The sequence below is a fragment of the Paraburkholderia atlantica genome (assembly GCF_009362785.1).
Classification (GTDB): domain Bacteria; phylum Pseudomonadota; class Gammaproteobacteria; order Burkholderiales; family Burkholderiaceae; genus Paraburkholderia; species Paraburkholderia atlantica.
On the sequence record NZ_WHNQ01000018.1, the window covers coordinates 33508 to 46055 of the forward strand.

At 59.7% G+C, this 12548-nt stretch carries 7 protein-coding genes and 2 pseudogenes; 5 read left to right on the forward strand and 4 right to left on the reverse strand.

Translation table 11 applies throughout. The features are described from left to right. Positions 1 to 3: 3 nt before the first annotated feature. The 3 genes from GCT19_RS23815 to GCT19_RS23825 all read left to right on the forward strand — a co-directional run bounded on the left by GCT19_RS23815 (position 4) and on the right by GCT19_RS23825 (position 4875). The gene (locus GCT19_RS23815) at positions 4 to 2481 is read left to right on the forward strand and encodes an ATP-binding cassette domain-containing protein (protein WP_152853268.1); all 2478 of its coding nucleotides are present in this window, start codon (positions 4 to 6) and stop codon (positions 2479 to 2481) included. Positions 2482 to 2573: 92 nt separating this feature from the next. Next, entirely contained in the window at positions 2574 to 3509 is a 936-nt protein-coding gene (locus GCT19_RS23820) for an ABC transporter permease (RefSeq protein ID WP_227717633.1), read from the forward strand. 301 nt (positions 3510 to 3810) lie between these two features. Further along, complete coding sequence (locus GCT19_RS23825) at positions 3811 to 4875, forward strand: porin (RefSeq protein ID WP_026228246.1); 1065 nt, start codon at positions 3811 to 3813, stop codon at positions 4873 to 4875. An 881-nt stretch (positions 4876 to 5756) separates the two neighbouring features. Here GCT19_RS23825 and tatA read toward each other — a convergent pair. The 4 genes and pseudogenes from tatA to GCT19_RS23840 form a co-directional block, all read right to left on the reverse strand. Then, positions 5757 to 5969: a Sec-independent protein translocase subunit TatA gene (tatA, locus tag GCT19_RS23830; protein ID WP_018433246.1), complete on the reverse strand. Its 213-nt coding sequence runs from the start codon at positions 5967 to 5969 to the stop codon at positions 5757 to 5759. Between the two features lie 374 nt (positions 5970 to 6343). Then, on the reverse strand, positions 6344 to 8629 hold the full coding sequence (locus GCT19_RS42865; protein ID WP_193727443.1) for a hypothetical protein: 2286 nt from the start codon (positions 8627 to 8629) through the stop codon (positions 6344 to 6346). 624 nt (positions 8630 to 9253) lie between these two features. Beyond that, positions 9254 to 9370, reverse strand: a pseudogene (locus tag GCT19_RS45085) (IS481 family transposase); the annotation flags it as partial. A gap of 230 nt (positions 9371 to 9600) precedes the next feature. Then, positions 9601 to 9822: a hypothetical protein gene (locus tag GCT19_RS23840; RefSeq protein ID WP_152853270.1), complete on the reverse strand. Its 222-nt coding sequence runs from the start codon at positions 9820 to 9822 to the stop codon at positions 9601 to 9603. A 276-nt stretch (positions 9823 to 10098) separates the two neighbouring features. On the opposite strand from GCT19_RS23840, the pseudogene GCT19_RS23845 reads away from it, so the two are divergent. Both GCT19_RS23845 and GCT19_RS23850 read left to right on the forward strand, forming a co-directional pair. Continuing rightward, positions 10099 to 10745, forward strand: a pseudogene (locus GCT19_RS23845) (IS110 family RNA-guided transposase); the annotation flags it as partial. 597 nt (positions 10746 to 11342) lie between these two features. Further along, complete coding sequence (locus GCT19_RS23850; protein ID WP_152853271.1) at positions 11343 to 12380, forward strand: glycosyltransferase family 2 protein; 1038 nt, start codon at positions 11343 to 11345, stop codon at positions 12378 to 12380. Positions 12381 to 12548: the final 168 nt, after the last annotated feature.

A 12548-nucleotide genomic window follows, 5' to 3' on the forward strand; every position in this document is an offset into this window, starting at 1 on the left:
GTCATGAAAGACCACACAATGCTGCTGCAAATCGACGGCGTCACCAAGATCTTCCCCGGCGTGAGGGCCCTCGACAACGTGACCTTCTCGGTGCTCGCAGGCGAGGTGCACGGCCTCGTCGGTGAGAACGGGGCAGGCAAGTCTACCCTGATGGCTGTGGCATCGGGCGCGCTGGTTCCAGAAATGGGGCGCGTCGTGATCGACGGCGTAGAGACGCGAGGCGATACCGACGAGGCCCGCCGCCTCGGATTGGCAATCGTTCGCCAGGAGCCCGCGCTGATGCCCGATCTGAGCGTCGCGGAGAATCTCTATCTCGGCGTGCCGGCCGGGCAGCGGCCTTCGTTGATGAACGTCGGGATATGGGCGCAAGGACTCCTGGAGCGCTGGAGCAAGGATGTCGCAATCGATGCGAGCGAGCGCGTCGTGAGCCTGAATCCGGAGCAACGCTTCATCGTCGAAATCGTGAAGGCGCTCGCGGCCGAGCCGAAGGTGCTGGTGCTCGACGAGCCGACCGAGCATCTGCTCGCGGAAGATGTCGAGCGTCTGTTCGAGCGCATCCGCCAGGTGACGGCGTCGGGTTGCGCTGTCGTCTACATTTCGCACCGGATCCGCGAGGTGCAGAAGATCGCCGACCGCCTGACGGTTCTTCGCGATGGGCAAGGGCAGGGCACCTATGACGCCGCAGGACTCAGCGAGCAGCAGATCGTCGAGCTGATCGTCGGCGGCGCGCTCGACCACGACTTTCCCGCGAAGGCCGGCAATGACCATGCGGGCGTGATCCTCGACGTTCAAGCGCTGCGCGGCGCTGGTTTCTCCGACATCATGATCCAGCTCAGGCAAGGCGAAATCGTCGGGCTTGCTGGCATCGACGGCAACGGGCAGCGCGAGTTCATGCGCGCTCTGGCGGGGCAGACACGAAGCCGGGGCAACGTCACGGTGGGCGGCGTTGTCGCCAGACTGCACCATTCGCAGGCAGCTGCCGCATCGGGCATTCGCTACATTCCGGGCGACCGCCATCGCGAAGGCATCTTCGGCGATTTGTCGGTGCGCGAAAACTTCTCGATCCGCAGCCTCCAGTTCGATTCGCTCAACGGCTGGGTGCGACAGCGCAGCGAAGCGAAGCGCGCGAGGGACGCCGTGGCCCGTTTTGCGGTCAAGACGCCGTCCATCGACACGCCGGTGCGTTCCCTCTCGGGCGGCAATCAGCAAAAGCTGGTGCTGGCCAGCGTTCTCGCGAGCCGCCCGAAGGTGCTGCTGGTCGACGAGCCGACACAAGGGGTCGATATCGGCGCGCGCATGGAGATCTACAAGGTGCTTCGCGAGGCGGCGGCCGCCGGAACGGCGGTGCTCGTCGTCTCGTCGGACGCGCACGAAGTGGCGGGACTGTGCGACCGCGTGCTGATTTTCTCGCGCGGCCATGTCGTCAAGGAACTGAATGACGGCGATGTCAGCGAGAACAACATCACTGCTGCGGTGTTGACCGTGACCACTGAACGGGAGAGGGGAGCGGCGCGCATCGCCGGATTCTGGAAGTGGGCCGCGGGAGACTGGGCGCCGCTCGTGATGCTCGCCGTCGCGGTGTGCGCGCTCGGGCTCTACGCGGCGCATGTCAACGATGCCTATTTTTCCGCGCGTAATCTCAGCGGGATGCTCGCGCTCGTCGCGACTCTCGCGATCGTGGCCTACGGGCAGCAGGTGCTGATGCTGGTGGGCGGGATCGACCTGTCCGTCGGGCCGCTGATGGGACTCGTCGTGGTCATCCAGTCGTTCTTCCTGAATGATGGCGCGCCGTCGAGTCACCAGATCGCGGGATGGGCGATCGTCCTCGTCGTCGCGTTCGCGGTCGGACTCGTGAACTGGGTGCTGGTCGGGCCGTTCCGCTTGCATCCGATGGTCGCGACACTCGCGACCTACATGGCGCTGCAAGCGGTGTCGCTGCTGCTTCGGCCGGTTCCCGGCGGTCTCATCGCGGACTCCGTGACGGAGACGATCAGCGCGCAGATCGGCGCGGTGCCGGTCGTGGCGATCGCGGCCGTCGCGATTGCGCTCGTGCTCGAATATGCGTTGTTCAAGACGCGCTCCGGTCTCACGTTTCGTGGCGTGGGATCACGCGCCGAGGCGGCGCGTATGGCAGGCGTGCGTCCGCAACTGACGTCGCTCGCGGCCTACCTCGGCTGTTCGTTGCTCGCGGCCGTGGCGGCCGTGCCGATGATGACGCAAGTCGGGTCGGGCGATCCGAGCGCGGGCATTTCCTACACGCTCGGCAGCATTGCCGCGGTGGTCATCGGCGGCGCGAGCCTGTTCGGCGGCCGGGGCTCGTTCGTCGGTGCGCTGCTCGGCGCGCTCCTCATTATCCAGGTCAACGTGGTGAACTCGTTTCTGGACATCGGTGACTCATGGCAATCGTACCTGCTGGGAGGAATGATCCTCGCATCGGTTGCGCTCTATTCGAGGAGCCGTGAAATGGTGGTGGCGAAATGAAAAAGGCAACCCTCAATCAGGCACATGTCATGTCGGATCTTCTCGAACCCTCACCGCCGAAGCCGAAATTGAAGCAGCTGCGACTTCCCGCAATGGACGAATTCTCATGGATCTGGGTGGGGCTCGTCCTGCTCTTCGGGATCAGCGCCGTGGTTGCGCCAGGCACGATGACGCGCGGCTCGATCCTGGCTATGCTGCCGTTCGCGGGTATCCTCGCGATCGTCGCGACCGGCCAGACCCTCGTCATCCAGCAACGCGGGCTCGACATGTCGGCAATCGGCATGGTTTCGCTGGCGGGCGTGATCATGGCCCGCAGCGGGTTAGCGTTCAACTCGATCTTGCTGGCCGTCGTCTTCACCGTTTTTGTGGGCGGTATCGTCGGCATCATCAACGGAGCGCTGATCTCGCGGGTCGCCATTACGCCACTCGTCGCGACCATGGCCGTCAACGCACTGCTGATCGGCTGCGTGCGCTCGTTGACCGGGAGTGTGCCGGTCGATGTCCCAACCGTCATGCAAACCATCTCGCACGCTCAATTGCTGGGTCTTCCGGCCAACGTCTGGTTCGCTTTCGTATTCGTAGCGTCCGCGTGGGTCATCACGCGCAAGACCACGGTGGGACGCAGGTTCGTCGCGGTGGGTGTCAATCCTCGGGCGGCCGAAGCGGCAGGCATCCACGTGCTGAAGTACCGGATCGGCGCTTACCTTGCTTCGGCCGTGTGTTTTTCCGCGGCGGGGATGTTGCTTGCGGGGTTCATCGGCAGCGCGTCCGGGACGTCGGGCAATGACTATCTGCTGCCCGCGATCGCGGCCGTGGTCGTCGGCGGCACACCCTTTACCGGAGGCAAAGGCAGTGTCATTGCGAGCGCCATGGCTGCGCTGTTCATGGCCCAACTGGGCCAGCTCGTGATGGCGCTCGGCGCGGGTGAAGCGGTTCAGTTGCTGGTCCAGGCCGGGGCGATCCTGCTGGCGACGACGACCCGCTATTCGCCGACCCTCCTGCGCACACTCAAAAGCACGCGCAGATAAGCAATGGCGGCGCCGCGCCGGAGGTCACGCTGGTGATGGTGCCGAGCGCGTAGAGGGCCACGGCCGTTGACTGACGGCGAGTGGCGTGCCGATAAAAAGACACGTCCTATAGTTAGGACTGCAGATTCAAATAAGACGCATCAAATGTTGATGAAAATCGATGTAGATGATTGACCGGCCCCACGGCCTTTCCGTTGCAGCGAGCGGAATGACCTTGGGTGTGGGCCTCGAAAACTGCATGAAGTGGCCCGGCGGAGGCATTCAAACACCTCTGCAGATATCTTTGTTGAGGGATAACAAAATGAAAAGGTTAGCTTGTTTGGCTGCATTGACGACGCTTGGCATCGGAAGTGCGTACGCGCAAAGCACGGTGACGCTGTACGGACGAATCGCGGGCGGACTCGACTACGTCACCAACGTCGCGACGCCGGAGGGCTCCAAGAATAATTTGCGCTTCGGCAGCAATCAGTACGGATACAGCTGGTTCGGCCTGAAGGGCGACGAAGACCTGGGTGCCGGCCTGCACGTGGTGTTCAAACTCGAGAGTCTGTTCACCTCCGGGACAGGTGAAATCCCGCCGGACACCATCTTCACCCGCGACGCGTACGTCGGCCTCGCGAGCGACAAGCTGGGCAGCGTCTGGTTCGGTCGCGCGATGTCCCTCACGGACGAGACGGGTTGGTACATCGATCCGTTCGGCGAACAGGCGACGGGGATCGGCAACTTCGCGTTCGGCCGGGCGTGGGGGCCGCGCTCGAACGTCGTCACCTATAACTCGCCGAACTGGTCGGGGCTGTCGTTTCGCGTGCAGAACGGCTTTGGCGGCCAGGCCGGAAACTTCCCTGCCAATCGCCAGTTCAGCACAAGCGCTCAATATACGCTCGCGAACCTTGCGGTTTACGGCGTCTATGAAGAGATACGCGACGCCAACGGCAAGTTCTCCGACCTCTACTCGGCATCGCGTGAGTATATGGCCGGCGTCACGTATCAGCTAAGCGCGGTCAAGTTCTATACCGGCTATCAGGCGCTCGTTTCATCCGGTGCCGATACGGTCGCAACGACGTTCAACCCGTACGCCGCGACACGTAGCGAGCAGGTGTGGCTCGGTGCGTCGTATCAGGCGACCCCCGCTCTCGCTTTCCAGGCCGGCTGGTTTCACGGCAACGTGAATCATGGCGGGGGCACGGGCAATCTCGGCGTCCTCGGCACGACCTACAACCTGTCGAAGCGAACCTTCATGTATCTGACAGTCGGGGCGATGTTCAACGGCAAGAACGCGGCCTTCCCGGTGGAGACGGCCGAGTCCCAGCCGCTGCCGGGACACAACCAGCAAGGTGGCTACTTCGGCATCATGCACTACTTCTGAGCACCTCGCGTGACGCGCAGCCCGCATCGGCAGCGCGTCGATCCGCAACATGTTTACAATGGGAACGTGTCTGACAAGCAGGGAACACTCTGACAGGCAGGAGGCTCGGACGATTTTTTCAGTACACGTGCGGTGACGGTATACCTGACGGTATCGGCTTGACGGACCTCAGAAAAAGCCCATGGGGCTTTCTTCGTTTCGATCTGTATTGCCCGGAAATGCCAGCGGGCGCAATTTGACGGTATTTCTGACGGTATACGCAGGCAGCTTGCACAGAGGCCCGCCAGATACCGTCAGAGGTGTTGACGGTATACGTGACGGTATCTGGAAATGGCGCGACAGGCGCGTCGTTATCGCCACGTATTGCCTGTGGGCTCAGATTGCGGTGGTGGTTTGGAATTTTATTCAGGAATCCAGAGTGTCAATCTGTGGGTAATCTGGAGTGAAATGTTCATCTGAATGCTATCGATTCAATCGGGCTGAAGCCGGTCCAGTTGTTGCCACTTGCCCATCCAACAAATCCCCACTCTTACGACCGGTTCGCTCGGGAACCTGCCCGATATCTTATGAGTACATCTCGGCCAGAGCCGACATTGGAGCGGGCTGGATTTTAGGTCAGCAATGTGGCGGATTGCCGACGGCGGAGCTCTCGAGCGGCCGGACGCCTGCTACCTGCATCGCCGAACTCACACTCTCAACCATCAACTGCGTTTGGAGCCGGCACCGCAGGCTTGTTATTGTTCACATTGAGTGGGACGATCTCGGCGCGGCCGCCTGGCAGGATATCGGCGAGATCGGGGCTTGTACCGAGCACACCGCAGAAACGAGCGAATTTCTGTGAACCGGAGGCTGTGGCTCTGGATGCTAATTTGGCGGGTCCGTTACTTCGCGATTACATCCTTCGCCTGAACATCAATCGTCGGCTGGGCCGCGGCTGCATTAGTGGTCGACGGTGACCCACCACCCATGCCTTCCTTGAATGCTTTGAAGGCACAGCCCAGGTCGGAACCGGCGGTACGTAATTTCTTGGTGCCGAAAACAAGCGCAATAATGGCCAGAACGATTAGCCAATGACCGATGCTGAGACTTCCCATATCGAACCTCTAGAACTGGAAAAACGTTGAACGATGACGCGCAGCTTTTCCGCACGTTCCGGAAATTAGTAGCGGGTTCCGGTGTAGCCCCCATTGTCAAACTCCGAAGCGATCCCGTCTCATTGAGCCATTTGCGGAATCGAAACCGTGATTGCCGCCACCAATGCGTGTCACCCGCAGACTCAAGAAAGCTCCGGTCGTCCCAGCCGTGATTTGCGTTCGCAGCGTTCGAAGCGTTCGCTGCCGACGCAATTGCGGACCTTCTCAAACGCAGAAGCCAGGTGCGAAAACGCTAGCGTTTACGCACATTCGGCATATCGAGACATGCTAGTGCCGTGACGATCGCGAATACCGACTCTGGCGTCCGCATCAGCTCAGGTGTCAGGATTCGCTGCGACGAAGCTCTGGAACGCACCGTAAGTCGGCTGGATCGGTACCAGACTGTTCGAGACGATGCCGAACGTCTGGTCACCACTCGTCAAGTCGTAGTACATCACCGACTGAACCGCAGACGTCTTGCGCGCCGCATAGAATTCGCCGAGTTGCTGACTGACGTAGGTCGCGCGGAACGCTTCGGTATCTTCGGGGGCGGCGTTCCATTCGGAGATGATGAACGGCACTCCATAGCGCGCCTTGCAGTAGATCGGCAGGTTGAAGCCTGGACCGGCACCGTCCGAGCCTACGTCGAAGATATCGCCATAAGGCTGGTAGTTGTGCCACGTCGTGATGTCCCAGCGAACCTTAGGGTAACCGCTCGTTCCATTCGGCTGCAAGCCATCCCATAGCATGTCGGAGGCGGCGATATCCGCCACGCAGAAGTTGATACCGCACTTGGCGTTCGGCTGCACGGATTTGATGCCATCGATCATGCCGCGCATCGCGCCGCGCATGATCGGCCAGTTCGCGTTGTTGAAGTCGCCCCTGCCTGTTCCGGCCGTTGCCGAATTCAGGATGATCGCCCCGTCGCGGGTCAGTTCATTGCCACATTCGTACATCGTGACGCCATACGGCGCCAGGGCCGTGGCAATCGCCGCAGCCCCTGAGAATGAAGCCTGATAGGCCGCCGATTCACTCGTGTACAGGTTGTTGTTTGTGTCACGGAGCCCGTATTCGACGAGCGGGAAAAGCGTCAGTCCGGCGGACTTGAAAGCGCTTGCCAGGGCTACCAACGCGTTTATCTGGGTCGGCGTGTTGAAAACGCCGACGCGATACGTCGTGCATCCTAGCGCACGCAGCGCGCCGACGACCTGCGCGGGCGTAAACGGATAATCGTAGTGCCCGTTGATGCCGTAGAACGCGCCCGGCGTCGCCGCCGCGGCGATACGCGGGTCCGTACACGGTAACCAGTTGCCGTTCCATGTCAGGACAGAGAACTGCCCGCCCGTCCCCGACTGGTAGATCATGCCGCCATACCACAACAGCAGGCTCACGTTGGAGGAGGACGGATCCTTGACCTTGTTCTTGTAGATATAGCCGTTCGAAAGCGTCCAGATGTTGCTGGACTTGTCGATGATGTAGGCGGCGGACGGAATCGTCGTGCCGTCTGCCGAAGTGCCGCCAAGGCGCGGATCGATACACGACGTCCATCCCGACCCAAGCCACTGATAGAAATTGCCGCTCGTGTTTTCCTGGTACACGCTGCCGTTGTACCACAGCAGCATTGTGACGTTGTACGAGTAGGGGTCTTTGGTCCCGTTCCTGTAGATATACCCGTTGGAGGTCGTCCACACGATGCGGGAGGCGTCGATAATGGACGTCGCCGGCGGGGTTGTCGTGCCGTTGGCCGAAATATTACTCCCGACGCGCGGATCGACAGAGGGTGTCCAGCCCGTCCCAAGCCATTTGTAGAAATCCCCGCCCGTGTTCTGCTGGTAGACGCTGCCGTTGTACCACAGCAGCAACGCGACGTTGTACGAGTACGGGTCTTTGATCCCGTTCCTGTAGATATACCCGTTGGAGGTCATCCACACGATGCCGCTGGCGTCGACAATGGACGCCGCAGGCGGGGTTGTCGTGCCGTTGGCCGAAGTGCCCCCGAGGCAGGGATTGGAAGCCGGTGTCCATCCCGACCCAATCCACTGATAGAAATCTCCGCTCGTGTTCTGCTGATAGACGCTGCCGTTGTACCACAGCAGCATCACGACATTGTACGAGTAGGGGTCTTTGGTCCCGTTCCTGTAGATATACCCGTTGGCGGTCATCCACACACTGCCGCTGGCGTCGACAATGGCGGACGCCGGCGGGGTTGTCGTGCCGTTGGCAGAAGTCGTACCGTTGGCCGCAATGAGGCGCGGATCGACAGAGTTTGTCCACCCCGTCCCAAGCCACACATAGTAATCCCCGCTCGTGTTCTGCTGGAAGACGCTGCCGTTGTACCACAGCAGCATTGTGACGTTGTACGAGTAGGGGTCTTTGGTCCCGTTCCTGTAGATATACCCGTTCGAGGTCGTCCACACGATGCCGGAGGCGTCGACAATGGACGCTGCCGGCGGGGTTGTCGTGCCGTTAGGTGAGGCGGATACGCTGGCGTTTGCCTTGGCCGCACTGCTGTTGCTGCCAGGCGCAGTGGCGTCGCCGTTGCTCCCGCCACCGCACGCCACCAGTACATAGCTGCTTGCAGCTGCCGTCAGGCAGCCGAGAAATCGTCGTCGATTGATCACAGAAATAATCCGCAGCCGGAAGACCCGGCCAAATTCAGTTGGTAAGCACTCGAGTCACACGGGTCTGACGTGCGCCAGAAAGTGGTTGCACTTTTTAATTCGGTATGCTTATCAAACCGCTGCAATACGATCGGACGACGGCTCCCAGGCGTTCATCAAGGCGCCGCGTTTTCTATCGAACTGCTTGTCGGAGGGATTTCGATTACCGGAGCGATCCTCACTTGACCTGCCTTTGCGCAGCCAGCGAGCGAATTCGCAAAAAGGGAATAAGCGATAGTGATTCGGTAGTAATTACCTTTTCGAGCCTCTCGTCAGGTAAGAGATACTACTGGATGTCGGCAGGAAGTGGGCCGGAGGTTAGAGCACGGCGGAAAATAGGCTTATTCTTGCGATAAAAAGGCGCCCGCAGGTTACTTTTTTCGCGGTCTGCGAACCGGAAGCGACGAACGTCCAGAGGGTGTGGACGATGAGCACTTTTCCACGGGGTATCTTTCCAATGATCTTGGGGAGCGTTCAGGGCCGGAAAGTGACCTTGCCCCTGTTTCACGAATCCCATAGCTGAAGTGTGTTAGCTGGAACTCGATCTGACAGGTAGTCTGGGCCGACAGAGAAGACGCGATCAATGGGAATGAGTTTCTCCCTGACGAGCTGTAGTGAATCGAGAAAGGTGCGCATCGGGGCCTTGCCGTAACACCATCGTCCCTGATGTTCACGTTCATTGTTGTACTGGTCGACCGCGGCCCCATTGACGGATGTTCGCTACGCTGATCGCGCACCCGGGGCGCGTCTTGCTCCGGGACTTCCAGGGAAAACTTCGGTACTTTCCTGTTCACGGCTCCATTCTCTCGAGAGCTGGAGTCTGCACGGAATCCGCGGCGGTTGCACTTGTTGTCGGACGCCGCGGAGTGGCCCCGATCGACAGCGATGGGCTCCGCAGCAGCTGGTCGAACTCGATTCGCCCTCGTCAAATATCACGACGATAGGTTTGTCTCGGCAAACCCTCGGCGAATCATATTGGCAATTAGTTCAGCGCAACTTTCTGCCGCGACCACGAGAACGGCATCGAGCCCGTTCGGTGCGTTCTTCGTCGGATCAAACGTGAACTTCGTCCATTCCATCGGCGTGGTCTGTCCGTGAACGATAATGCGGTGGAAGTTCGGCACGTTGTAATTCGTTCCCGCGGGGTTCAACACGTAGGGATCAAACGAGCACGGGGTAGCCTCACTGAACGGAGTCGATGCGTCATAGACTTGCGTAGCGGGCTTGGCGTTTTCGTGAAGGTGGTCATGCGGGACATGACTGTCCAGGTTAAATGAATAGAAGAGCCTATCCTGACCGCCAGCCTGTTGAATGAAATGAACGCGTCCCGCCCACGCGTCGGTTCAGAAGACGTCGTGACTTCGAGACCAATAGAAACAACGTTCGGGGCACAAAATCTACGGGTGTACCGGCGCCTGGAGGAACCCAAAATGAGCTGTACGACGGTGGGTGTGTATATCGCGAAGAATGTGTTTCAGGTGCATTACATCGACGAAGAGACAGGCGAGATCGTGAATAAGCCGATCAGACGCGCGAGATTTTTGGAGCACTTTGCGAACCGTGCTCAATGCATGATCGGGATGGAGGCGTCTAGCGGAGCGCATCACTGGGCGAGACAGTTTACGAAGATGGGCCATCAGGTAAAGCTGATACCGGCGGCCTTCGTGAAGGCGTTCAATACACGTAACAAGAATGACGCAGCTGACGCACGAGCGATCTGGCTGGCTGCACAGCAGCCCAGCAAGCCGATCGCAGTGAAGACCGAAATGCAGCAGGCAATGTTGGCTCTGCACCGGATGCGGACCAGCTAGTGAAATTCCGCACGATGCAAATCAACAGTCTGCGGGGACTGCTCACCGAATATGGTGAAGTGATGGGCAAAGGCCGGGTGGCATTGGATAAGGCTATACCGGACGTGCTGGCAAGGGTTGCCGAGCGTCTCCCAGCAGCGCTAATCGATACGCTACGTGAGCAGTGGAATGGGCTCACAAAACTGGATGAGCAGGTCGCGGCAATCGAGCGACGGATGCGCGCATGGGTCAAGGAAGACCGAGCTGTAAAAGCGATCAGTGATATAGACCTATCATGACGATGCACTCCCGTCGATCGATGTCTTCCAGGATAGCCAAAATCTCGCTTCTTGGGCGGGTTTTTCAACAGAATCAACCCGAATGCGACGTTTGCTGTTGCGTTTCAACTGCCACTTACACTACTTACATATGGAAAGTGGCGCTTCACTCGGCTTCTGCGTTAAATTGGCTTCGACCTGTTTTGCATATGTTGGGGCCGCGCCAGGACGGTCAGATTTCATCTGACCTGCGTGTAAAACCGCCGTGGTGTTGGCAGGATCTCACAGGATTCCTCGGCCTGTTCATTGCCATCGGCAGTGCTGAATACGTCGCACACCTATCCAGGACAAACCCGCACCATTCGATCGTTATATGTGGGGGCGCGCACCGAGACCACCAAATATCTGTCGACTCAGCGGGGCTTTGCCTCTATTACTTGGGTAGTCCGACTGCGAGGGCATCGTCGCAGGCAACCCGTCGATCTGGAAAATCTCCACCCTCGCTTTGGGGGTGCGATACGGCATCGCCCGCGCTATTTCCGCCTATCCCGTCTTTAGCAGAACGCAGTCCGACAATCTTTGCAAACTTGCGTCAGAACCATGACTATGAGCGTAAAGGGCAAAAATCTCGCATCGGCGGCACTTCAAAGCGGTTTCGACGACAAGGAGCCAGCCACCGCGAATCGTACGAGCATTTCCGCGTTGGCCCCTTCTGTCACTGTCGTGATGGCCAACTTCAATGGAGAGAACTGGATCGGAGAGGCGATCAGGTCGGTCCAGAGACAGAGCCTCGCGGATTGGGAACTGATCGTTGTTGATGATGCGTCAACCGACGCCAGCACTGAGATTGTCCGCGCCGCTGCTGCTAACGACCCACGTATCGTTCTCCTCACATCTTCTTCCAACGCGGGGCCCTCGGTCGCGCGCAACCGTGCGCTGGCATGTGCGCGAGGACGCTGGATCACGATCCTCGACAGTGATGATGTGTTTGCGGACGGACGCCTTCAGTCGATGCTCGCAAGGGCCGAATCGGACGGCGCGGGCATTGTAGCGGACGACTTGCTCATCATGAGCGAAAGCGGCTCGCTGACCGGGTATTCGCTGCTTGGCCTGCGGACCGCGAGGACTGTCGATGCCGTTGCGCTTGTCAAAGCGCCGCAACTCGGCTATCTGCAGCCCATGATCAGAACCGAACTGCTGTCCGAGCTTCGGTATGACGAGCGGGTTCGCTCCGCCGAAGACTTCGATCTCTTGTTGCGCGTGTTGGTCAGGCACGAAGGGGAAATGGTCGTCTATCCGGCTATGGGTTACCACTATCGCAGACGTGATGATTCGCTTTCCACAGACAAGTCAGCGGATCGACGGGCGCTTCGAGGCATGCTCGAAGCAAACGCGCGTTTCCGCGAATCGCACGCGCTGTCAGGAAGGTTAGCCCACGCGTGTGCGCATCGGCAGCGAACCCTCGAAACCCAGCTTCGCTGGGTCGATGTCACCGAGGCAGTTCGTGAAAGGCGTTTCGCACAAGCCTTTCGGCACACATTGCATCACCCTTGGGTCCTCAGTTGCGCCGCGCGATTCCTTGCGAAGCATTTTCACTTTCTCGTACTCAGAAACAAACGCCGCGCCGTGACTTTGGGACTTTGAGCTGAGACGCGACGGATGCCGGCACGTCCGCAACGGAGGGTGCGGGCGCCCTTTGGGGCGCGGGCGATGCCTGCGATTTTCCAGAACAGCGTGGCTCGAGGCGGCCGCTCAGGGGCGGCATTTGATCAGATGCATGCGCGCAAAATTTACCGCAACTTCAGCACGGCC